Genomic DNA, 23757 nt, shown 5'->3' on the forward strand with positions numbered 1-23757 from the left:
CCTTCAAAAGAAAACGCGAGGGAACCGGACCCAGATCACAGGCCCGGCGAAGAGGCAGGCGAGGTCGACGAGGGCCAGCGCCGACGCGAGGGGCGCGCGGCGCGCGTCGTCGTCGTGCACGAGCTCGTACGCAGTGACGGCGCCATAAAGCGAAAGGACGGCGCCGACCTTCCAGAAGAGGGGCATCTCGGGGCGAGAGAGGGCGAGCGCAAGCGCGGGCACCTTGAGCAGGAGCACGTGCGTGAAGAGCAAGCGCAGGCGAGGCCACGCCGCGCGCGCGGCAAAGGCGCCGAACGAGGCGACGACGACGCCGACGAACGGCCAGAGCGCGCCGCCGGTGAAGGCGATCAGGGCCGCCGTGAGCGTGAGCCCGAGCAGCGCGACGAAAAAGGGCGCCCGCGTGGAGGCGAGGCGGCAGAGCACACGCGTCGGGTGGTGCTCTCGATCGTGCGGGACGTCCTCGACGTCGTCCCACAGGCGAAAGGCCACGATGCCGAGGAAGGCGATCGCCGTCCGCACGAGCACGCGGCCCACGCCGCCTGCGAGCGCGACAAAAAGCGCGAGCGGCACGAGCAGGTGCGACGACACGAGGATCCGCTCGCGGAGCCACGCGAGGATCCAGCGCGCGTCAGTCGAGGCGGACATGCCCCGTGTCTCCATCGACGTCGATGTCGCGCCCGTGCGTGATCCGCGTCGTCGCCTCGGGCACGCCGACGACCGAAGGAATGCCGAGCTCACGCGCGAGGATCGAGCCGTGCGAGAGCATGCCGCCACGCTCGAGGACGAGGCCCTTCACCAGGAAAAACAAGGGCGCCCAGCCAGGATCGGTCTGCTTCGCCACGAGCACGTCCCCCGGCGCGAGCTTGCCCGCATCGGCGAGCCCGGAGAGCACCGCCGCGCGCCCCGAGATGCGGCCTCCGCTCGCCGGCACGCCACGCAAGACCCCGCCCTCGGGAGGGAGCTCGATCGAGGGCGACGCGGCGACGTCGAGATCGGTCGGCAGGACGAACGCACCCGCGGGGAGGGTGAACACGTCGGGCAGATCGAGCGCGGAGAGCGCCGCGTGTTCGGCGCGCCGTGACGCGACGAGGGCCCGCACGTCGCCCGGAGGAGCGCGGTCGGCCGCGAGGTCCACGAGCTCGTCGAAGCGGAGGAAAAACACGTCGTCGACGGCGTCCGTGATCCCGGCCTCGACGAACCTCCGGCCGAGCGCGAGCGCGACGCCGCGGAGGCGCGTGTACAGCAAGGCCTGCCGGAACCGCGCGCGCTCGCGGAGCTGCACCGAGGTCTGCGTCGCCCGCACCAGGGCATCGAAGAGCGCTCGGAGCACGCGACGAGGCCCCCCGAGCCGCTCGCGGAGCCGCGCCGTCTCGCGCTCGCGCGCGGCGCGCTGGCGCTCGAGGGCACGCGCGGGGCTCTCGACGTTTGGATCCCCAACGGCCTCCACGTACCGCGTGAGCAGCGGCAAGAGGCGGTCCGGATCCTCCGCGAGCGAGGGCTCGGTGAGCAAGAGCTCGCCCGAGCCGCGGAAGCCGAACCGATCGAGCCAGTCGTCGACCCGCGCGCCGATCTCCGGCGCGAGCGCCGCTCGAAACGTGGCGAACGACCCGCCACACGCCACGAGCGCCTCGCGCGCCCGCGCGTCCGCTGCGACGGCGACAGCGAGATCCCAGAGCGCACGCAAGGACCACGCGCCGGCGACGTCGAGGCCCTCGAGCAGCGCGTGGTGTCGCGTCGCAGGGTCGGGGTCGGCGTGCGCCGCACCCGCGTCGTCGTGGTCGATCAGGCGGAGCAGGGCCCCGAGCGCCCGGTAGGTGACGGCCGCCGCGCAGTCGGCGAGCGAGGCGTCGATCCAGCGCCGGAGCCGCACGTCGAGGATCACGTCGAGCCCCTCGCCGAGCCGCGGCGACGGCATCGTCGCGACCTCGCGTGGATGAAGCCGCGACGCGACCTCGTCGACCACGCGCTCGAAGCGGCTCACGCGGGCCGGCAGATCACGGTAGGCGCGCGCCACGTGGGCGAGCACGCGGGCGAGCGAGGCGAGCTCGTCGACCACGCGCCGCCCCTCGGGCGAGGAGGCGCCCGCGCCGACGAAGACGTCGAAGCTGTCCACGAACCAGTCCCCGAACGGCATGAGCCGCAGCACCGCGTGGATGTGCGAGAGGTTGTAGTAGAGCCGCGCTCCGTGCGCGTCGACGATGTCCCGGAAGGCCTCGTCGTGCGCGGCGATGCGCGCGTCTTCGATCCCGAACTCGCGCGCCAGGTTGCGGAAATACGCCTCGTAACCAGCACGCGCGAACGAGACGAGCAGCGGCGTCACGGGCGCCGGGAAGTTCTCGCTGATGTTCGCGTTCGACCAGAGGAACGTGCGCCGGTCGGTCACGGGACGCGCCTGCACGATCCAGAGCTCGCCCTCGGGATCGACGGTCCACTCGACGTCGAGGGACACGCCGCGCCGCCGCTCGAGGGTGGTCGCGTGTTTCACGAGCTCGCGCGCGGCGTGATCCGAGAGCGGGAACGTGCTGCCGTCCTCCGGCGGACGCTCGACGTGCGCGACGCGACGCGTAGCCTCGGCGGCGCGGCGATCGAGGCGGAAGGCGCCCGGCGTGATCGCGCCGTCGACGAGCGCCTGTCCGTGCCCGCGGCACCACTCGCCGCGTAACCAGACGCCGTCGGTGAAGAGGACGCCGGCCGCCGCGCTCTGGACGAGCCGCTGCACGACGACCGCGACGCCCTGCAGACGCACGCTCCGGGCCTGCTCGTAGGCGCGCACGCGTGGCGCCGCGCGAGACGCCACGCAGCGACGCACGGCCGAGAGGAGGGCCGCGGGATCCCCTCCGTCGACCGGGAAGATCGACTCGAGCAGTCCCGCGAACGCCGCCGTCCTCCCGTCCTCGCCGACGGCCGAGCTCCGCACGATCAAGGGCCCACCGCCGAGCCGTCGGCGCGCCTCGTCGAGCGCCTCCACGCAACGCGGCGGCAAGGGTTCGTCCTCGTGCGGGAGCGCCGCGGAGAACGCCGTCGTCAGGATCACGCCCTCGGGCACGGGCGCCCCCACGGCGCGGAGCTCCTGCAGCGATCGCCCCTTCCCGCCGACGAGCGCGACCTCGTCCACGGCCTCGAACCCTCGCACGAGCGGCGCCCACCCGAACGCGCCCGCGATCCCCCCGCGCCCGCTCATCCTGCCCTCTTCTTCACGCCGAGGACCCACAGAAGCACGCTGAAGAGCCCGTGGATCGGCGGACCGATCAGGAGGCAATAGAGCGCCGTCTCCCACGACAGTTCGACCACCAACGATGCGCCGACGAGCGCGCCCACGACCGAGTCGAGCCTGTCGACCACGGCCGCGACGACGCGCCCCACGGGGTGCTTCGGCGGTGATCCGGGCTCGACGTCGAGCTGGCGCTTCACGAACGAGTTCGGCAGCTCCCCGAGCATGAGCCCGAGCGCCGCGACCGCGCCGAGCAAGAAGAGCCCTGGCTGCGCCTCCGGCCACACGGCGAGGCCGAGGCGCTGGGCCAACGTCCCGAGGCCCGCCATGGCGAGGGCCGTGGCCGGCACGATGACCACGAAGCCACGCGTGGTCTTGTTGTCGCCGAAGAGGCGTCGCCCGCGGAGCGTGTGTCCTCCGTCGAGGGGCCGCGTGAAGCGCTTCGATAGCGGGTGCGCGAACCACGCGGATTGACAGGCGCCGCCGATGACGAAGCTGCCGACGAGCAGCCCGGCACAAGCGATCGGAGAGAGCGGAGCGGGTTGCACGGCTTCAGATCGAGAGGCCGGAGGTCTTGCGGTTCTGGAACAAAAAGACCTCGGCCGGGACGGCCTTGGCCCTGCGAATCCAGGCCCACGCGGGCGCCTCGTTCGGCGGCGTCCACGGGATCTCGCGCAGGCGCGGGCCCGGCACGAAAGGAAAGACGTGGTGCAGCTCGTGCGCGTCGAACCCGGTCAGGACGAACGTCGAAACGAGACGCGAAAAGCGGAGCGAACGCGTGTACGGCGCCTGCTCGGGCGCAGGGATCGGGGCGACGTCGGCGCCATGGGAGAGCTCGAGCGGGATGTGCGTGTGCTGGCTCAACATGATGACGTCCATCCACGCGAACCCGAGGAAGAGCCCGAGGCCGACGAGGCGCAAGAGCGCGGCGGGCCCGACGAGCGTGATCGCCGCGGCGTAGAGGGCGAGCAAGACGATGACGTTGCCGACGAAGGCGCGGCGGGCGCGCAGCTCGGGGAAGAGCCGGGCGAGGCGCGGGAGGTGCCAGAAGCTCTGCGCCCGGTAGAGGACCGAAAACAGCGGGATCCACGCTCTCCAGGCGACGTTGATGGCCAGGCGTTCGAAGGCGCCGAGCTTTCGCGGGACGAGCGAGGAGGTCGTGGGATCCTTGTCCTGATAGCCGGTCCATTTGTGGTGCATGCGGTGGATGGCCTTCCAGCTCGTGTAGGGGAGGACCGAGATCACCGAGGCGAGGTGGCCGACGAGGGTGTTCAGGCCCCGCGTGGCGAAGAGCGTGTGATGGCCGGCCTCGTGGAGCAGGGAGAACCATTTCACGAAGGAGACGGCGAAGACGAGCTGCCCCGCGAGCCACGCGGCAGAGGACGAGGACGAGGACAAACCGATCCCCGTCGCCGTGAGGGAGCAAGCGATCAGCGTATGCAGCGCGCCCTCCGCGTCCCGCGGCCGGAGGCCCGTCACCACCACGTCACGCGCGGAGGGGGGACGAGCGGGATCGTTCCGGGGAGCCATGGCGCCGCGCCTCGTCAGAACTGGCCGACGAGGGACAAACCTTTCCTGTCGCCGTCGAGCATCGGCACGACGGCGAACGAGTCGATCAGGCGCGCGCTCTTGTCCTTCGACTTCGGAGCGTCCTCGTAGCTCAACAGGAGCGTATCGACGACGGGCCAGCCCACGATCGTCAAGAAGCCCATGGTGAAGAGCAGCCCGGTCGACCTGGTCTCGAAGGCGATCATCCCGCCGAGGAGCGGCGCGCCGATGTTGACGCCGAGGCTCAAGAAGCCCGTCCCCACGTTCCCGTGCGCCCAGTGCACGATGGGCGACGTCAAAGCATGCCCGGCGGCGCCGAGGTAAATCAGCGGGATGAGGTCATTGTCGGTGAGGCCGAGAAGGGCGATACCGTGCGAAGGGATGATCCCCATCAGCGATTGCCAGCCGTACCATTGTGGTTCGGCCGTCTCGCCCGGTCGCGGCGCCTCTTCGAGCCTCCACCCGGGGTAAAGCGCGGGCGATTGCGGGGGCCGACGCATCCACGGGGGCCTCTCCGCAGGCGGCGGCGCAGTCACGGGCGCGGGCGGCGCGGGCGACGAAGGTTGCGGCGGCTCTGCGAGCGCGGCGGCGGCGCCCAGGGCGATACATCCAGCAGAAGCAAGCGGCAAGAAGAGACGCGGGGACATCGATGGCTCCGGTCCGTCGCGGCGTGCCCGACGGAAAACGCGGACATCGTATCACCTCACGTGTACTTCACGCTCACGATCTCCATCTCGATGTCGCCCGCCGGACGACGCACCGTCACCACGTCGCCCGGCCTCTTGCCGAGCAGCGCGCGGCCCACCGGCGACTTCCAGCTAATGCGCCCGGCCTTGCTGTCGATCTCGTCCTCGCCGACGATCCGATAGGTGTGCCGCTTGCCGTCCTCGTCCTCGACCTCGACGGCGGCGCCGAAGAAGACCTTGTCGCCCTTCTGCTCCTTCGGATCCACGACGACCGCGCTCTCGAGGCGCTTCGTGAGGTAATGCATGCGGCGGTCGATCTCGCGGAGCTTCCTCTTGCCGTAGATGTACTCGGCGTTCTCGCTGCGATCGCCCTGCGCAGCCGCGTCCGCGACCTCCTGGACGATCCGCGGCCGGTCCACCGACCGGAGCCGGCCGAGCTCCTCCGAGAGCCGGCGCGCCCCCTCGGGCGTGATGTAGTTCGGGTTCGGCACGGCCGCGAGGATAGCAGGCTCAAGGCCTCGTCGCCTCGACGACCCAGGCCACGGCGGGCAACGTCGCCATCGACGCGAGCGACGCGAGCGTGCAGACCGCCGCCGCGAGCGGCCTGTCACAACCCGTGAGCGCGACGATGATCACGCTGGCCAGCGCCGAGGGCATCGCCGACTGAAGCACGGCGACGGTCGCGAGCGGCTCGGGCACAACAAAAACGCGGACGCAGAGGAGCGCCACGGCAGGCGCGAAGACGAGCTTGACGACACAAAGCGCGATCGCCGGCGCGACGCGGCCGGAGAGAGCGCGCACGTCGAGCGAGAGGCCGAGCGAGAGGAACACGAGGTACGTCGTGGTGCGCCCGAGGCCCTCCAGCGTGCCGAGCAAAAACGGCGGGATCGGCAGGTGGATCAGGTGCACGAGCGCGCCGAGCGGGACGGCGAGGACGAGGGGCTTCTTGAAGATGCGGAGCGCGACCTTCGCGTCGAACGCCTTGCCGCGGCCGAGGCGCTCGGCGTAGGCCTGGCCGAGGGTCCAGAGCAGGACCGTGGTGATCACGAGGTCGATCAGCATCGCCGCCGAGCTCGCGTCCGCGTCGCCCGGGAACAACGTGAGCAGGAGCGGCAGGCCGAGGAAGCCCGTGTTGCTGAAGGACGCGACGATCCCCGCGCTGCCGATCGCGCGTGCGTCGAGGCCGAAGGCCCGCGCCACGGCGGCGCCGAGGCCGAGCGATGCGAAGAGCGCGAGCGCCGACCAGGGCAGCACGCGCGCCGCGCCCCACGCCATGCCGTCCCGCGCGAGCACGGCGAAGAGCAGCGCCGGCATCGTCACGTCGACGACGAGCCCGTTGAGCACGTCGGCCTCACGCGGGCCGAAGCCCCGCACGCGCGCGAGCACGAAGCCGAGCGCGAGCACGAGCGTGAGCCCCCCGAGCAGCGGACCGAGCGCCTGGGTCATTGCCGAGCGGACACGAGCTTGCCGCATTCCGTCAGGAAATCGCGGGCGGCGGCTTCGAGCGGGCGCGGCGCGCCTCTCTCGTCCTTGCGTGGATCCCACCTCGTGAGCGCGACGAGCGCGGACAACGCGGCCTCCTGGTTGTGCTCCCACGCGTCCGAGCCGGGCCCCTCGGGCCGCGGCGCGCCGAGCACCCCGAGGATCGACGGCACGAGTGATCGGGCCCCGGCGAGGCCGGCGAGCTCCAGATACGCCCCGCGCACCCACCACGCGCCCGGCTCCGCGGACTCGATCATCGCCTCGAGGAACCGCTCCTCGAAGAGCCGGAGGACCTCCCCCGACGCCGGCTCGCCCTGCCACGGGAGTTTGTCCACGAGCTGCCGCAGCTCGGCGTCGGCCCGGAGGAGCGGCAAATACCGGGGCTGGCCGTCGCTGTCGATCGCGTCGGTGTATTGCTTCTCGACCGACCGCCCCGCCGCGTCCTCGAGGCGAACGAGCACGTGCACGCTCGCCGAAGAGCCGAACCCCATCACCCCGAAGTTCTTCGCCTTCGGACGATTCTCGCGCATCGTCGCGTGGAGCGCCGCGCGCACGAAGGGCATCTTCGCGTGCACGGCGTCGGTCGGGAGCGTCGCGCGCGCGACCTGAAACGGAGGCGCCTTCGCCTTGCTCGGGAACGGGTGCGACGCACGCACCCCGATCACGTCGTACGCCGCGGCGGCCGGATCCGAGCGGGAGATCTGCACGATCTCGAGCTGTCGACCGTGCCCCGCGCCCCGCTCGTACACGAGCCGCGCCACGGGCTGATCGAGCCCGTCACACCCGAACGAGACGTCGAGCGTGCTGCCCTGCATGGTGGGCTTGAACTGCGCCCGCAGGTCCGCCGCGATCGAGCTCTCGGTCGCCTGGTCCCTCGCGCGGCACGGGAGCCGATCGGGCTCCGTCGCGGGCCTCGGCGTCACCAGGAGCGGCGGGAAGGCGCCGCCCTTCGCGCACCGGTTCGGCTTCTGCGACTCGGGCGCCTCGTGGATCCGTTCGCCCCCGGCCTCCCCCGGGCCCTTCGCCGCGTCTCCCGGAGGAGCCGTCGTGATCACGGCCTGCGCCCCTCCCCCGCCGCACGCCGCGAGCACGAGGACCAGCACGACTCCCGCACGCGTCATGGGAGGCTGCCTACCACGGCGCCGCGCCTCGGCACAACGGCTCCACGATGTCCCTTCGTGCCACGAAGACATGGCCCATCGACGAGGGAGACGTGGCTCATCCGGGGACGCGCGTGACGCGGAGGGCGCGCCGGTGCGCGACGGGTGGAGGGGAAGGGCGTGGGAGGAGCTTCGGGCTCAGTCCGCCGGAGGCGGCTGGGGGCCCGGGACGATGCCCGCGATGTCCGGATCTTCACCCGGTGCAGTATCACCGCGCGTGTCCTTCTCCTTGCGGCGCTCGAGCTTGTTCGCGTTCTTCTCGCGCTGCTTCTCCTGACGAGCGCGTTCCTTCTGGCGCTTTAGCGCTCCCTGCCTCTGCATGCGGTTATGCCTTTCGCTTGGGGGTTCTGCGCGTCCCGCAGGACGTGGGGCACAAAAAACGAGTCGGCGCGGCGGTGCCTCTCGGCAAACCGCCGCGCCGCTCCTCTCCTCAACAGCCTGCCAGTCGACCGACCGTTACCGATCAGTAACGGTCACGACCGCCGCCGCCACGACCGCCGCGGCCACCGCCGCCGCCGCCGTAGCCGCCGCCGCCGCCACGGCCGCCGCCGCCGCCGAAGCCGCCACCACCGCCGCCGCCGAAGCTGCGACCGCCGCCGCCGCCACCCTCACGCGGGGGGCGCTCCTGGGCCTCGTTGACCTTGAGCGTGCGGCCGTCGAGCATCATCCCGTTGAGCTGCGAGATGGCGTTGGTCGCCGCGCTCGCCGAGCCCATCGTGACGAACGCAAAACCGCGCGGCTGACCGGTCTCACGGTCGGTCGGCATCGCGATCTCGCGGACTTCACCGGCAGCCGAGAACGCCTGCTCGAGGGCTTCGCGGGTGGTGCTGTAGGAGAGGTTGCCTACGTAGAGACGATTTCCCATGACATGATGCTTTCACGGCTTCCTTTGCGCGCCGTCGCGCCATCTCTGCCGACCATTCGACGAAGCCGTAGCGATCGAACGGGGACGTGCCGCGCGGGTCAGTCCGCGCCAGCACACGCTGCGTCTGCCAGTCGTTCGAGCGAGCCACGTCCCCCTCCGAATGGAGGGAGGAAAGAAAGCGTCGTGTCGAGGGCCAGTGACGTTCGTGAGGCACCTACCGTAACCCGACGCGCCGTAGGTCGCAAGCCTGTCGCGGCCTTTTCTCGGGGACGCCGCCAGGCCTCTGCGGACTGCGGACGGAGATCGGAAAAGGGACGGAAAAACCTGGCTTCGAGCAGACGCAAGAGAGGAAGCGTCCTGGGGAAGACCGCGGGTTCGTCCGGGAAACGCGTTCGTCAAGCCAATCCGAGCCGCTCCCGCGCGCCCTTGACACCGAAGATCGTGCCCCCACCCGGCGGAACGATCGGCGCGAGGAGGACGGACGAGAGGATCGCGGCGAGCGCGAGCGGCGCGTCCGGATCCTCGCCCTGCGCGACCTCGCTCGACACCTGCCAGACGCGCCGCGCGCGCGCGACGAGCACATCCATACCCGCGCCGCCGATCGCAGCCGCCCCCGCCTCCGCGACGAGGCGCGCCTCGGGCGCCTCCTCCACGGGCACGGTCACGACGAGCACGCGCGCCTTGCCGCCACGCGCCTTGCGATCGATCTCCACGAGGGCCGCGTCGGCCGCGGGCGCCTCGCCGCTCGGATACGCCTTCGGCTGCGAGAGCTCGAGCGCCACGCCGAAGAACGTGCGGGCCTTGTGCGCCCAGAGCGCGACGTCGATGCGGGCCGAAGGATCGGGCGCGAGGAGCGTGTACGCGCGTGACGCCGGGAGCGCCTCGACACGGACGTTCGCCCAGCCATTTCGGTCGAACTCCATCGACCGGAGGATACGCGGAGCCCCTCGGCATTACGACGGCAACGTGGCCTCGTCCGCCCGTGTCCGCGCGAGGAGGCGCTCGATCCGGGGCGCCATGACGTTCGGGAGCGCCCGGCCGATCTCCAGCGCGCGCTCGAAATGGCGGCGCGCCTCGGCCGGGCAGCCGCGCCGAAGCGCCGAGAGCCCCCGCGCCTCCGTCACCTCCAGGCGCTCCTGCCCCATGGAGAACTCGCGCGAGCGCGCCTCGAGCGCGTCCCAGGCCGCGTCGTCCGCGTCCGACGTGGCGAGCTCGAGCATGACGCAGAGCACGTCCTCCGCCGGCACGGGGAGCGCGGGGCCCGCCTGCTCGCGGATACGCGCCGCCGCCTCGCGCGCGCCCACGAGGTCGCCGCGGAAATGGCGCAGGCGCCCGTCGAGCAAGGCGATCACCGGCCGAGGCGCGCCGCCCGTGTGCCGCACCTCGAGCGCGAGCGCGCGCGCCGCGTGGGGCTCGGCCGCGTCGAGATCGTCCCAGAGGTAGAGGTACTCGCCGAGGTTGTGGTGCGCGAGGATCTCCAGCCAATCCTGGCCGAGCTCGCGGCCGAGCCAGGCCACCCGCTCGAAATCGGCGACCATACGCGCCTTGTCCCCCACGAGCGCCGCGAGCAGCGCCCGCGCGTTGACCACGCTGGCGAGGTGCAGGTCGTCGCCGTGCGACTCGCACAGGTCGATCGCCCGCGCGATCGCCCGCTCGGCCTCCGCGAGGCGGCCGAGCGCCGGGAGCACGAAGCCGAGCATGGTGAGCGCGACGATCCGCGGCTCGTAGGCCTCGTACCCGATCGTGTCCGCTACCTCGATCGCGCGCTCGAAGAGCGGGACGGCCTCGTCCTCGCGGCTGAAGCGGACGAGCGACAAACCCTGGCCGAGCAGGAGGCGAGCGAGGAGCACGGGCGGCGGCGCGTCCGAGAGCAGCCCGAGGGCCGCGACGACACGCTCGCGCGAGGCCTCGTAGTCGGCCATCCAGTCGAGGACGGTGGCCTCGTCGAGCAGGATCTCCACCGCCGCGAGAGGATCGTCGGCGGAGGCCTCGCGCGCGGCGAGGGCACGGGCAAGGGCGAGGTCGTCGAGCGCGTCCTGGTAGCGGCCGAGCCGATAACGCATGAGGCCCCGCCCCCGCAAGGCCCGCGGCCGGAGCCCGGGCGTGCGGGGAACGAGCTCGGCTTGTCCCGGCATGGGTCTGGCGGAGGAGACGGCCCCCGCGCTCGCGCCCAACGACTCGAGGGCGCGCGTGTAACACCGCTCGGCGTCGAGCCAGTCGTGCCGCGCCCGCGCGGCTTCGGCGAGCGCGAGGTACGCCCGTTCGCCGAGGGCGCGCTCGCCTGCGTGGGTCGCGTGGTGCGCGAGCTGCGCGAGGTGGGGCTCGTCGCCGCTCGGCTCTGCGCCGCCGTCCCACCCCGAGGCTTGCTGGAAATACGCGGCGGCGGCGAGGTGGATCCGGGCGCGCTGGGCCTCCGGCACCGAACGCGCGATCGCCTCGCGCACGAGCGCGTGCCGGAACGCGTACCGCCCCGCGCCTTGCCGCGCGAGCAGCCCCGCCGCGACGAGCCGCTCCGAGCCGACCCGCGCGTCGAGCGGGAAGTCTCCGCCCGCGCTCATCCGATCGAGCCGCCCGAGCACGCCTTGCATCTCCGCGATCGTCACCTCCGCGCCGAGCACGGCGGCGAGGCAAGCGTGCGCGCGCGCCGCGGGCGGGAGCGCGTCGAGATCGCGGTGCGCGAGCCACTCGATGAGCGGCAGATCCGGCAGATCGTCGAGCTCGTCCGTGGCCAGGAAATACCCGCTGCCCGAGGGGTGCTTGCGGACGATCCCCTGGGCCTTGAGCCCACGCACGAGCTCGACGAGCAGGAGCGGCACGCCCTCTGCCCGCGCGGCGATCCGCGCGACCGCCGACTCCGGCACGTTCTCCGCGGGCCGCAAGAGCTCGCGGCAGAGCGCGGCGGCGCTCGCGGGGTCGAGCGGACCGAGGCGATGGATGACGCGGCGGCTCGCGCGCGCGCCCCACGACGGGTGGTCCTGCTCGAACGACGGCCTGCCGAGCGCGCACACGAAGAGCGGCGCGCGCGCCTCGGCCCGCACGGCGAGATCCAGGATCGCGAGCGTCGCGTCGTCGGCGAAGTGCACGTCGTCGAGGATCACGCAGAGCGGCTCCTCGATCGCCCTGCGCCGGATCGCCTCGCCCACGCTCGCCGTGAGCAGCGTCCGCAGCGCGCCCGGCGCGGCCTCGATCGCGTGGAGGCCGTCCGCGCCCGTGATCGTGGCGCCGCTGCCCTTCGAGATCCACCCGAGCGAGAGCGCCACGCTCGCGCCGGCCTCGGCGTGGCGCGCGGGCCCGAGCCTCGCCGCGAGCAGCTCCCGACCGCCGTCCGCGGGGGCCTCGTCGGGCAAGGCGAGGGCGCGCTGCAAGAGCTCGCGCACGCCGCTCCCGCCCGCGCCGTGCACCGGCTCGTGCGCGGAGAACGCGATGATCCGCGTCCCGGGCAAGACCTGCGCGATCCGCGAGGTGAGGGCGCGCTTCAGGAAGCTCTTGCCGCACCCCGCCTCGGCGAGCACGAGGGCGACCGACGGGCGCGCCTCCTCGATCGCCTGACGCCCGAGCTCCGCCAGCGCGTCGAGCACACGCTCGCGCCCGGAGGCCGGGATCGCACCACGCGAGGAGGTGGCGTCGGTGGTCTCGCTCGACGACGCGGGCGGCGTCTCCTCGCCGTCGAGGTACATCGGCGCGAGATCGGGCGTGACGCCGGAGGCCTCGAGCACCGCGCGCGCGGCCGTCGAGAGCGAGACGCCGGGCGGCGCCGAGGGCTTCGGGAACCGGTCCTCCCGGGCGATACGCGGCGCCAGGATGCGGCGGGATCCATCGGGGCCGAGGTGCACCGCGACGGCCGCGAGATCGAGCCCGACGCGCTCGCAGGCGCCCTGCTCCGTGAGCGCGCGCGCCGCCTCGAGCGCGCGCCGCGCGGGGTTCTCGTCGACCTCGTGACCGAAGGCCGCGACGTACCGGCCCGCGGACGCGTACACGATCTGCGCGCCGAACGGCTCGAGCGCGCGCCGCAGGGCGATCGCGTCGAGCGTCGAGGCGAAACACGCGACACACACGACGCGGCGCTCGGCGGTCTTCGGCGCCTTCGCGCCGGGCGGCGGATCGAGCGCGGGCACTGCGAGGACGGGGCTCTCCTCGTCCGGGAGCGCGAGCGCGGCCGCGAGGCTCGCGCGCAGGTACGCGGCCGACGGGGGCCGCTCGGCGGGATCCTTGGCGAGGCAACGGAGCACGAGCTCCTCGATCGACGGCGGGATCGACCGCGCGAACGGCGGCGGGGCGACGGCCGTCGGGGGCGGCGGCCTCTGGCTCGCGTGGCCCTCGCGCACGATCGCCGCGGGGCCGAAGAACGGCGGGCGCCCCGTGAGCATCTCATACAGCAAGACGCCCATCGCGTAGATGTCGGCGCGCGCGTCCAGGGCGCGGCGCCCCTCGCACGACTCGGGCGCCATGTACTCGGTCGTGCCCACGACGGCGCCTGCCGCGGTGAGCGCGGCGGCCTCTGCCGCGACGGCGTACGTGATGCCGAAATCGAGGAGCACCGCGCGTTTGCCGTCGGCGTCGACGAGGACGTTCTCCGGCTTCAGATCGCGGTGCACGTAGCCTCGCGCGTGGATGGCCTCGAGCGCGCGCAGGATGGCGAGCCCGAGGACGATCGCGTCGCGCGCCGGCAGCGGCCCCGCGCGGGCGAGCAGGTGATCGGCGAGTGTCCTCTCGGCGACGAGCTCCATGATCACGTACGTCCCCGAGGACGCGAGCTCATCGAGCGCGAAGAACGCTGGCACGTAGGGTGGGCCGACCGCGCGCATCACCGAGGCCTCGCGGACGAGGCGCGGCGCGGCCTCGGGCACGTCGGGATGGGCGAGCTTGATGGCGACGCGCCTCCCGTCTTCGAGGCGCCGCGCCGCGTACACCACGCCGAAGCCCCCGCGACCGAGCGTGCCCGTGACCTCGTAGCCCGGAAACACCGGCGCGGGCGGCTCGGCAGGCTCGGGCGTGATCTCCTCTGCCCCCGGGCCGTGCTCGGGGCATCCGTCCACCGGCACGCGCCGCCCGCACGCGAGGCATCGGGTGCCTCGCCTCGGGCCCAGGCAGACCGGGCCCGCTTCGGGCGTCGCGCCGGGGACGAACGTCATAACAAGAACACCGTCATGACCTCCGTCGTCTTGCGAGGGGGGACCACAGACGCATCGTATACGCATTTCGGACGAAATGCATTGTTCGAATCGAGCGGGTCACAAAGCGCGTCGCAGGACCCGCGCCGCTCGATGATCCCGCAGTCCTCGAGGCCATCCGTCCCCACGTGCCCGGCGGCGCAGTCTCGCAGGAGGTTGCGGCTGTGATTGGCGTTCGGGACGTACACGCAGGCGTGCAGGTAGGGCGTCGGCGCGAACAGGTTGCCCCAGAAGGCCCCCTCCTCCTTCCCGAAAATCAATTGCTCGAGCGAGCTCGATTGCTTGATCGCGTCGTGGGCGGCGCGCATCGAGATCAGGACCGTCACCCCGTACCAGTTCGTCCGTGCCGCCAGGCACGCCGACACCCATCGTTGCCCCGTCTCGTCGAGCGGCCCGGTCGCCCAGGAAGGCGCGAGCCCCAGCTTTCCGACGTACGTCTCCGTCTGAACGACGCCGCCGAGGTCCGTCCACGACAGGCTGAGCGACTGGGACGGATCGAATGCGCAGTTCACGGCATAACGTACGAACATCCGCGACAGGTATCCGGCCTCGCCCGGGTCCTCGAGCGCGGCGAGCGTGCTCGGGCCGAAGGCCGTCGGCGTGAGCGCGTTTGGTTGAATTGCGTTCGGCTGGATCGCGTTCGGCTGGATCGCGTTCGGCTGGATCGCGTTCGGCTGGATCGCGTTCTCCTCGACGAGGCCCATCTCGGCGTCCTCCACGAGAATCGTATCCTCGTCCCCCGGCGCCTCCCCGGCGTCCCCGCAGCCCACGAGCGTCCCCAACGAAATGATCAGCGACGCGAGCGTCATGCTTCGCATGTGTGTTTCCCCCACCCTGGCTCGAACATGAAAAATATGAAATCAGGAAGAAAGTCGGCGCTACTCTAGCACCCGGAAAGAGCAGACGAACCGAAAATGCAGGGGGGCGAAAAGATCCGCCGGGTGGGCGGCGGGCGCGTCCGTCCGCGACACGCGCCATAACGATCGTACGTCGTTCGCAGAATGCTTTTTTTGTTCCCGGACGCGATTCGACGCGCCGGACGTGTCATGGTTGATATGTCTCGGTTTTCGATTTCCGAGACCAGGGGGGGCATGGCCATGGCGAGGATGAACGACAAGACCACGCAGCCTCACGGCAAGGTCGAGGAGGTCGGGCGAACGCGCGAGATCCGGCCGGGCACGATCGTCGGGGATTACGTGATCGAGGACCTCGCCTCGTCGGGCGGCCACGGATCGGTCTATCGAGCGCGCCACCAGGCGAAAGGCGACCGCGTCGCCATCAAGGTGATGCACCCGTCGCTCATGGCGCTGCCGCGTATGGCCGAGCGATTCGTGCGGGAGGTGGAGGTCATCCTGCGCCTGCACCACCCGAACATCGTCGAGGTGCACGAGCTCGGGACGCTCCCCGACGGCACGCCCTGGTACGTGATGGAGTACCTCGAGGGCACGACGCTGCGAAATTACCTCGGCGCCCGCGGCAGGCTCGCGCCCGACGAGGCGCTCTCGATCCTCGAGCCCGTCTGCGCCGCGCTCACGGCCGCGCACGAGGACGGCATCGTGCACAGGGACGTGAAGGCGAGCAACATCATGATCCACGAGGGCCCGCCGCGCGTGGTGAAGCTCCTCGATTTCGGCATCGCCAAGCTTCTCGCGCCCGAGCCGGGCCGCGCCGGGCTCACCTCGATCGGCCAGCAGCTCGGCACGCCCTCGATCATGGCGCCCGAGCAGATCCTTTGTGGTCCCATCGACGCGCGCACCGACATCTACGCGCTCGGCGCGCTCCTGCACGTCCTGCTCACGGGTCGCCCGCCCTTCGAATCCAACGCGCAGGGCGACCTCGTCGAGCAGCACCTCGCGGCGCCTCCGCCGCGCCCGAGCCTGCGCGCCCCCGTGAGCCCCGCCCTCGACGCCATCGTGCTCCGTTGCCTCGAGAAGAAGCCCGACCGGCGCTTCGAATCCGTCGGCGCCTTCCTCGACGCGCTCCGCGAGGCCGTCAGCGCCGGCCGATCGGAGGAGACCCCGCACCACGAGACCGAGCTCTGCGCGGTCGGGATCCACGTGGACCTGCGCTTCCCCGAGGGCGCGGACGAGACCGACGAGACGCTCGTCGTCGCGCTCGCGCAGACCCTCGAGCGCGCGGAGGACTGCATGCGCTCGGGTGGCTTCTTGCTCGTCACCGTGACGAGCACGCAGCTCCTCGGGGTCCGCCTGCTCTCGGCCGATCCGGTGCACGCGAAGACCGAGCGCCGCTCGGCCGTGCAGTTCGCCCTGACGCTACACGCCGCCCTGCAGCAGCAGGACGAAGGGAGCGCGGTGCACGCGAACGTGGCCATCCACGTGGACGCGGTGAACGTGCGGACGGGCGCGGAGCTCGACATCGCCTCGGGTGACCTCGCGCGCACGGAGGCATGGGCGCCGCAGGGCAACGTGGACGCGCTCGTGGCCACGAGCGCCGCCATCGAAGGCCTCAGCGGCAGCGCGGGTGGTTTCTTCCTGGAGCCGGGGCCGAGCGGCACGACGCTCGTCCGGCGGGCCGCGACGCGCCGCTCGAAGCCCTCGCTCACGATGGTGTCCGGTCAGGGCAGGCCGGGGACCTGAGCGGCTTTCCGGGTTGGATCAGGATACCGCGCGGAGGCGCGTGACCTTCCACCGCTTGCCACGTTCCATGGCGACGACGACGCCGAGTGCGGCGAGGCCATCGAGCAGATCGGCCACGTCGGCCTTCTTCGCGCCCTTGAAGCCGGCGGCGACGTCGTCCGCGGTGAAGGCGCCGCGGAGCGCGCCGACGCGATCCCGGACCGCGGCGATCTGCTCGGGCAGCTTCTTCGGCCAGGGTTTTACCTTCGGGCTTGCGGCGGCCGGGGTCTCCTCCTCGTCGGTCGCCTCCTCAACGGTGGCGATCGTGGTCTGCGTGGCGGCCTTCGTGCCGCTCGGGTTCTGGAACGCGGGGCGGAGCCAGCGGACGAGCCCGCGAGTTTCCTCGGCGGCGCGCTCGGCGTTCAGGGCGACGAGTTTTTCGAGGATCTGCTCGTCGGTGAGGTCCGAGGGCCAGCCGTAGGCTTCGAAGACGGCGGCGTCGAGGTCGTCGTGGAGCTGCTTCAGGACGGAGACGAGGCCCTTGTCGTGAATGGCTCGCTCCTTGTCGGTGAGAGCTTCGCCGCTGCGGAGCTTCTCGAGGACGTTGTACATGTCGGTCAGCGCTAATGCGGGGTGCGCCGCTTGCTGTTGCTTCCGATGCGCATCCAACGACTCGCCCAAATCCTTTATGCAGCGCATCGTCTTATCTGTAGGCGTAGGAAACGGAAACTTTCTAAAGCAGCGCGTGTTGTAAACGGGCGTATTCCCCACCCCCTGCCTACCGCCAAGCCGATTGGCGAATATAGCATGAGGCCGAGACGAAAGAACACCGAGAACGAATGCATCCGCGGTCGCGATTACGCGGAGCTTCTGATCCGGCAGGACGTCGCTATCAAGGAACACAAACACCCTGACCGGCGAGTTTTCAACCGTTACAATGTAACGCTTGAGTCCCTTGATCGCTTCACGGAGCTGCGGGCGGTTAGCTTCGAACAGCCACCACTCGTCGCGAAGCCTTTGATTCCTTTCTAGTAGGCGCCCCGGTCTAACGTGGGTATATACGTGCTGATATGCTGCCGGTAGCGTGGTGCGAAGGGATGCCTCGGACAACCCGAACAGATCCAACACGTGCACGCCCCGGGGAACCTGTCCGATATCCTGACCATTACGGTATTGGGGAGCGTAGCGCGCGCGCACTTTGGCATCCGGAAGGAGCTTGCGTGCAAGGTCGGACGAGATGACGAGCCCCTTTGCATAGGGCTTCATGCCCGCGCTGTCGAGTTGCTCGGTGGCACGCAGATCCCGAAGTTCCGAAACGTCAATCTGCGGCGAGAGGTCAGCAGAGATTGCTGACACATCCACGACACGAAGGTCCGACTCTGCTACGACGGCGCCTCGATCCTGGCCTCGTGCCACCCGATCATGCATGGGCGTCAACAATAGCCGAGGCGACGCAGGATCGTCCTTATGGGACACGACTGTCATCGATATGCGCACCTTGGCATTGGCGGGATCATCTGGCCAGGGATGGTCCGGTATGGCGAACACCAGCTTGCAATTGGAGGCAAGCACCTGGCGAACAGCGCGTTGGTTCTGGACCATGCGAATGCTGTTGGTCGTAATCAAACCTGACCGGCGTACCGCTCGTGTGCCTACCGAACTAGCCGCACGCCACCAGAAATACATGACATAATCGACAGCGTCTCGGATCTCAGGGTACGCCGTGCGGAGCGCCTCCACATAGCCATCCCCGAAGAAACTACGCATGTTCCTGTTGGCAACAAACGGCGGATTGCCTGCAATAAAATCGGCCTCGGGCCAGTGCGCCTTCCGCGGGTTCACGTACCGATACTCCGGCACCGTCGCCTTCTCATCCGGCACGTCCTCCCCCGTGACGGGGTGCTTCTTCATCGTCTCCCCGTCCCACCGCGTCACGGGCTTGCCCTTCGTGTCCCGCACGAGCTCCACGTCATCCCACGCGAGCACCGCGTCCCGGCACTCGATGTTCCGAAAGTCTCGAAGCACCGGCTCCGGCGGCGGCGTCAGCTTCCCGTACGTCCGGAAGTGCCATTGCAGGTAACCGATCCAGAGCACCAGCTCCGCGATCTCCTTCGCCCACGGCTTCACCTCGATCCCCAGGAACTGCCCGGGGCTCACGCGGATCCCCTCCGCATGCAGGAGCTCCTGCCGCTCCCCGAGGTCGTTGAGCAGCGCAAGAACCTCGCTCTCCAGCCGCTTGAAGAGATCGAGAGTCACGTAAAGGAAGTTCCCCGACCCGCACGCCGGATCGAGGACACGTGTCTCGCAGAGCTTCGTGTGATAAGCCCTTGCCGCCGCGCGAGCCTCCTTCTCCTTGCCGCTCTGATAAAGCTTGCGCGCCGCCGTCCGCACGTTCTCCCACTCCTCGCGCAGCGGCTCCTCGATCGTCGGACGGATCAACCGCTCGACGTAGGCGCGGGGCGTGTAATGCGCCCCGAGCTTGTGCCGCTCCTTCGGGTTCAAGGCGCGTTCGAGCAGCGTCCCGAAGATGGCCGGGTCCACTTCGGACCAGTCTCGCCGCGCGGCCATGAGCAAGAGCGCGAGCGACTCCTTGGAGAGCGACAGGCCCGTCGGCTGCTTGAAGAGCCCGCCATTGAATCGGAGGAGCTTTCCAACGAATCCGAACGGCGTGCCATCGTTCATCGCCTGCCACAGCCCCTCGATCGTCGCGGGAAAGGACCGCGGGTTCAAGAGCCAGTAATGCTCCAGGCCCGTCGTGAAGGGCCGCGACGGCAGGAGCTCGACCCACTCGGCGAACATCGTGAAGATGCAGCGCATGAGGAACTTGGCCACGGCCTCGGGCGGGTTCTTCTCCTCCAGTGTCCGCGCGAGCTCCGCGAGATCCTCGGCGACCTCGCGCGTCACCACTGCGGCCCGCCGTGAGGGATCGAGCGAAAGCGGATCCGTGAAGACCGCGCGCAGGGTGTCCACGTGCTTCGCCAGATCGCGGAGGTAGATCCTCCGGTTCTGCGCGTTCGGGAACGCCAGCCACCGGCGCGAGCCGTCGAAGTCGGCGTAAAGCTCGAACACGTAGCCGATGTCGCAGACGACCAGGAACGGCGGCGGCACGTCGAGCGCTCTCACGTATCCGATCGCCTGCCCGTACGCGTCGTCCATCGCGAGATCCCAGGACGCCGTCCCCCGCTGCGCCTTGCCGCTCTTCGCCTTCGTCCCCGCCGCGACCGCCTGCTTCGCCTCCAGCAGGAAGCAACCGTGCTTGTACAGGTCCGCGCGCTTCGTCGTGACCTTGCCGCCCTCGTGCGTCATCGGGATCGGCTTCTCGAACACGTACCGATCGCGAGCCGGGTCCCCCGTGGCCGGCTCGGGTCGGGGCACGCCCAGCACGTCGCAGAGCTCCGCGAGGAAGAGGTCCTTGTTGGCGCGCTCGGAGGCGCCGGAGGCGCTCCACTTGTCGACGAAGGCGGCTACGTCCATGGCGGGGGCGCGAGGCTAGCCCACGGACACGCCCGACGGGAAGGCAGATGGCGCAGGCAAAACGCGCACGCGTGTTTCCTCGACGACAGCACGAGCTCGGGCTTCAGTCCTCGACGACGCGGATGGGGAGCCAGTCGAATCCGGTGACGCCTGCGTCCAGGAAGATACAGCGGACCTTGGGGGTCACGAGGAACCTGGGATATGCGAAGAGGGCATCACCCACGTCCCCTTCGTAGTGCGTGTCGCCGAACCATTCCCAGGTCACGTTAACATCGCGGATCTCTGTGAAATCCGCCGCGCGGTAGACGAGGCGGGTGGGGATCTCCGAGGGCGTATCGAATCCGCTCCTTCTGCAAGAGCAGAGGTCGTCGGGCACGATCCCGGTCGAACGTGGGGACATCGGCGGCATCGTGTGCGTGGCGCAGAGCTGACGCCACGGAAGCTGAATGTGGCCCCTCTTCTCGAACGCCGCGAATACGCCCCGGAACGACAGCCCCGTCGCGCCGCTCGCCGCGAGCACGGCAGCCAGCTTCTCGTCGACGAGTACGTCGTCGTAGGGGGTCGTGGCCGCGCGCCGGCCTTCGAGTTTGTGGAGGTCTTCGCCGTCGATGATCATCGCGGACGTCTGCCGAGCCCCGGCGCCGCAGCGTTCGCAGGCTTCGGACATGTCGTAGGTCGTGCCCACGCGAGGGCCGCCGAAGACCCTGGCGTTGACGTCGTACGACATGATGAGCAGTGGCGCCGCTTCGAGCTCGTCGTCGGTAAAACGGTCGTGTCGCCCTTCCAGCCAGGAAATGCCGCGCTCGGTGAGTAGCTGCACGAGGCGCGGCAAGCGTTCGTCCCGTTCGTCGAGCGTGACGATTGTGAAGATCGCATCTTCTCGGACTTGTACGACATCGGGACCGCACCCCACGGAGCCAAGCAGCGCACGTGGCCCTCCTGGCATGCGATCGCTTCTGACCAGGATTCGAACCTCTGTCCTCATCTAGCTCCTCGATTGCTCGGCTACTTCCCGAAGTACGGCTTGATCGCTGACAGCCAGTGCGGATGATCTACGTACACTTCCTCGTACATCTTCCACAGCGTACGTGGACGCAATACGTTTCCCTCCTCGATCATGCGCTTCCTGGCCTCGTCGAGCGCCTTCGTGATCTTCTTGTGATGGGCCTCCGTCAAGATCACCGACGGTATATTGTCAAGTTCTTTCGTGATCCCCAGGTCTCGCCCCATCGCCTTTTCCAGGATGTGATGCGCCTGGAAGTCCCCCTCCAGGCCCCGCGTGAACTCGCGCATCGTCTTGTACGGCCCGATCGCGCCGTTCTGCTCCAGGGCCTCCGCGATCGCCCTCCCATACTGCTGGGCCAGGAGCTCCGCCGTCTCCTTTGACACCTTCTCGGCCCCCTCGATGATGAGCGGCGCCTTCTTCGCGCAAGCCTCCTCCAGCTTCTTCGCGAACGTCTCCGCCTGCCCGACGAGCACCCCCGAGGCGACCTGCGCGATCGCCGCCGCGGCCTGGACGATGGCGCTATCGACGCCGTCCTCGCTGCTCCCGCCGATGATGCCGAACCGCTTGCCGTCCTTGCGCGCGAGGTCGTGATTGAACTCGCCGTTCAGCATCGCGGACGCGATCGAGAGCTCGCGGACCATCCGTTCGAGCGGCGTCAGGGGCTTCGCCTTGCCTGTCCCGTCGCCCGCAGCTTCGCCTTTGCAGCCCTCCTTCGTCTGCTTGCAGGAGACCACGCTCACGAGCGGTCGCCCCTGCCGATGCTGGATCTCCGGCAATGCGCCGCCTCGGTCCACCAGCGTGCATGGCTCATCCACGCATCTCGGCGGACGCACCTCGTCGCGCGGGGGCAAGGCGCCTTCCTTGCTCAAAATGCCCGTCGACGACGGCAGCGCCGGCTCCTTCGACAACACGCCGTGCACGTTGTTCTTCGGCCTCCTCGGCTTCTCCGGCCGGCTCTCGCTCCGGATACGGTGCTGCTCGACGCGCTCCTCGACGCTCTCCTCATGCTTGCCGCCGCCATCGTCTCCGTCCTCCGCCTCTTCCTTTGGCGCAGGCCGCTTCGCGGAAGCAGGCTTCGGCGGCGGAGGCGGCTTCGGATCCGGCGGCACGGGCTCGCAGGGGTGGTTACCGTATTCGGTCGGGATCAGGTAATGCGTCTTCGACCCCACCCGCGGATTGAAGACGAAAATCGGATGGTGCGCGCTGCTCTCCGCAATCAGCGTGATCCAAGGCTCCTCGGTGACCGGCTTGCCCGCATGGTCGTACGTCCACCGAACGATCCCCGGCCCATGCGGACGCATACACGCCGCGACGACCCAGGGCGTCTTCTTCGGCGGCGCGTCCGCGCGCGCGGGCGCCGTGAGCCCCCCCACGACGAGCAGCAGGAGACACACCCACGCAACGCCCCTCACCAACCTCGCTCCCCTCCACATGCGTCCATGCGAAAGGGCCGCGGAAACGTTGTCAAGCTCGCTCGCGGGGACGCGAGAAGCCTCCTGGCTCCTGCGAGACCTGCCTCGAACCGACGCAAGACACGCCCCACACTCTGCAGGACCTGCCTCGAACGCACGCAAGACACGCCCCACACTCCGCAGGACCTGTCTCGAACGGACGCAAGACACGCCCCACACTTTGCAGGACCTGTCTCGAACGCACGCAAGACACGCCCCACACTCCGCAGGACCTGCCTCGAACCGGTTCAAGACACGCCCCACACTCCGCGGGACCTGCCTCGAACCGGTTCAAGACACTCCCCACACTCCGCGGGACCTGCCTCGCACGGACGCAAGGCACGCGCCGCTCTTACCCTCGCGCCCCCGCCGTCCCGGCGAGCGCCGCCGCCGCGCCGAGCGCCTCTCTCGGCGGCAACCTCCAGTCGATCTCCGCCTTCCCGATCGAACGTAATGCCGCGTTGATGGCGGAGAATGGCCTCGTCCCCGCGAAACTCCGCACGGAGAGCGGCGAGGGGTGGCCGGTCTTCACGATCGGGTGCCTCGACGTGTCCACGAGGCGCGCCTTTTTCTGCGCGTGTGCACCGAAGAGCGCGAAGACGAGTGGCTCCTCGCGCGCCGACAGGGCCGCGATCACGCCGTCCGTGAACGTCTCCCACCCCTTGCCGCGGTGAGATCCCGCCTCGCCCGCGCGCACCGTGAGGATGGTGTTCAGGAGGAAGACGCCCTGCGCGGCCCAGGGCTCCAGGCAGCCGTGGTCGGGCACTTCGAAGCCGGGGATGTCGGCGCGTAACTCGCGGAACATGTTGGCGAGCGAGGGCGGCACACGGCGGCCGTGACAAACGGAAAAGCAGAGCCCGTGCGCCTGACCCTCCCCGATATACGGGTCCTGGCCGAGCAGGACCACGCGGACCTCCGCGAATGGGGTCTTCTTGAATGCATTCCACACGTCGCGCTCGGGAGGATACACCACGTGGGTTCTCCGCTCCTCGTCGACGAACGCGCAGAGCTCGGCGAAAGAGGGGCGCGAGAGCTCAGCCGAGAGGACGTTTTTCCAGGAACGAGGCAAATCGACCTTCATGGCGTGGACACGGGCCATCGTAGGGCGTCGGGACGGGTTTGGCCAG

18 protein-coding genes are annotated in these 23757 nt (G+C 70.0%); 1 reads left to right on the plus strand and 17 read right to left on the minus strand.

All coding sequences use genetic code 11. The features are described 5' to 3' along the window. Positions 1–3: 3 nt before the first annotated feature. The 13 genes from GF068_RS07980 to GF068_RS08045 form a co-directional block, all read right to left on the minus strand. Complete coding sequence (locus GF068_RS07980; RefSeq protein WP_153818722.1) at positions 4–645, minus strand: hypothetical protein; 642 nt, start codon at positions 643–645, stop codon at positions 4–6. Then, positions 629–3181: a PEP/pyruvate-binding domain-containing protein gene (locus tag GF068_RS07985; RefSeq protein ID WP_153818723.1), complete on the minus strand. Its 2553-nt coding sequence runs from the start codon at positions 3179–3181 to the stop codon at positions 629–631. Before GF068_RS07985 ends, GF068_RS07980 begins: the two co-directional genes overlap by 17 nt. Beyond that, positions 3178–3759 (minus strand): CDP-archaeol synthase, encoded by a 582-nt coding sequence (locus GF068_RS07990; protein ID WP_153818724.1) that lies wholly within the window; start codon positions 3757–3759, stop codon positions 3178–3180. Before GF068_RS07990 ends, GF068_RS07985 begins: the two co-directional genes overlap by 4 nt. A gap of 4 nt (positions 3760–3763) precedes the next feature. Beyond that, positions 3764–4741, minus strand: a complete 978-nt coding sequence (locus GF068_RS07995; RefSeq protein WP_153818725.1) for a fatty acid desaturase family protein — start codon at positions 4739–4741, stop codon at positions 3764–3766. A 14-nt stretch (positions 4742–4755) separates the two neighbouring features. Continuing rightward, the gene (locus tag GF068_RS08000; RefSeq protein ID WP_153818726.1) at positions 4756–5406 is read right to left on the minus strand and encodes a hypothetical protein; all 651 of its coding nucleotides are present in this window, start codon (positions 5404–5406) and stop codon (positions 4756–4758) included. Positions 5407–5462: 56 nt separating this feature from the next. Next, positions 5463–5936, minus strand: a complete 474-nt coding sequence (gene greB / locus GF068_RS08005) for a transcription elongation factor GreB (protein WP_338046280.1) — start codon at positions 5934–5936, stop codon at positions 5463–5465. 19 nt (positions 5937–5955) lie between these two features. Next, on the minus strand, positions 5956–6891 hold the full coding sequence (locus GF068_RS08010; protein ID WP_170319354.1) for an AEC family transporter: 936 nt from the start codon (positions 6889–6891) through the stop codon (positions 5956–5958). Beyond that, positions 6888–8048: a hypothetical protein gene (locus GF068_RS08015; RefSeq protein WP_153818728.1), complete on the minus strand. Its 1161-nt coding sequence runs from the start codon at positions 8046–8048 to the stop codon at positions 6888–6890. Before GF068_RS08015 ends, GF068_RS08010 begins: the two co-directional genes overlap by 4 nt. A gap of 177 nt (positions 8049–8225) precedes the next feature. After that, on the minus strand, positions 8226–8408 hold the full coding sequence (locus tag GF068_RS08020) for a hypothetical protein (protein WP_153818729.1): 183 nt from the start codon (positions 8406–8408) through the stop codon (positions 8226–8228). Between the two features lie 142 nt (positions 8409–8550). After that, entirely contained in the window at positions 8551–8952 is a 402-nt protein-coding gene (locus GF068_RS08030; protein ID WP_170319355.1) for an RNA recognition motif domain-containing protein, read from the minus strand. A gap of 395 nt (positions 8953–9347) precedes the next feature. After that, entirely contained in the window at positions 9348–9875 is a 528-nt protein-coding gene (locus tag GF068_RS08035; RefSeq protein ID WP_153818730.1) for a hypothetical protein, read from the minus strand. A gap of 30 nt (positions 9876–9905) precedes the next feature. Then, the gene (locus tag GF068_RS08040) at positions 9906–14084 is read right to left on the minus strand and encodes a serine/threonine-protein kinase (protein WP_170319356.1); all 4179 of its coding nucleotides are present in this window, start codon (positions 14082–14084) and stop codon (positions 9906–9908) included. Beyond that, entirely contained in the window at positions 14081–14941 is an 861-nt protein-coding gene (locus GF068_RS08045) for a hypothetical protein (protein ID WP_153818732.1), read from the minus strand. The genes GF068_RS08040 and GF068_RS08045 overlap by 4 nt, the downstream gene beginning before the upstream one ends. Positions 14942–15214: 273 nt before the next feature. Between GF068_RS08045 and GF068_RS08050 the strand changes: the two genes are divergently transcribed. Beyond that, positions 15215–16720, plus strand: a complete 1506-nt coding sequence (locus GF068_RS08050; RefSeq protein WP_170319357.1) for a serine/threonine-protein kinase — start codon at positions 15215–15217, stop codon at positions 16718–16720. Positions 16721–16738: 18 nt separating this feature from the next. On the opposite strand, the gene GF068_RS08055 is transcribed toward GF068_RS08050, so the two are convergent. The 4 genes from GF068_RS08055 to ung all read right to left on the minus strand — a co-directional run bounded on the left by GF068_RS08055 (position 16739) and on the right by ung (position 23711). Then, positions 16739–20173, minus strand: a complete 3435-nt coding sequence (locus GF068_RS08055; RefSeq protein ID WP_153818734.1) for a DNA methyltransferase — start codon at positions 20171–20173, stop codon at positions 16739–16741. Between the two features lie 103 nt (positions 20174–20276). Beyond that, a complete protein-coding gene (locus GF068_RS08060) occupies positions 20277–21158 on the minus strand; it encodes a hypothetical protein (RefSeq protein ID WP_153818735.1) in 882 nt (293 codons plus the stop codon). A gap of 20 nt (positions 21159–21178) precedes the next feature. Further along, positions 21179–22591 (minus strand): hypothetical protein, encoded by a 1413-nt coding sequence (locus GF068_RS08065; protein ID WP_153818736.1) that lies wholly within the window; start codon positions 22589–22591, stop codon positions 21179–21181. A 391-nt stretch (positions 22592–22982) separates the two neighbouring features. After that, positions 22983–23711 (minus strand): uracil-DNA glycosylase, encoded by a 729-nt coding sequence (gene ung / locus GF068_RS08070; RefSeq protein WP_153818737.1) that lies wholly within the window; start codon positions 23709–23711, stop codon positions 22983–22985. Between the last annotated feature and the right edge of the window lie 46 nt (positions 23712–23757).

Source organism: Polyangium spumosum (assembly GCF_009649845.1).
In the GTDB taxonomy this organism is placed as follows: domain Bacteria; phylum Myxococcota_A; class Polyangia; order Polyangiales; family Polyangiaceae; genus Polyangium; species Polyangium spumosum.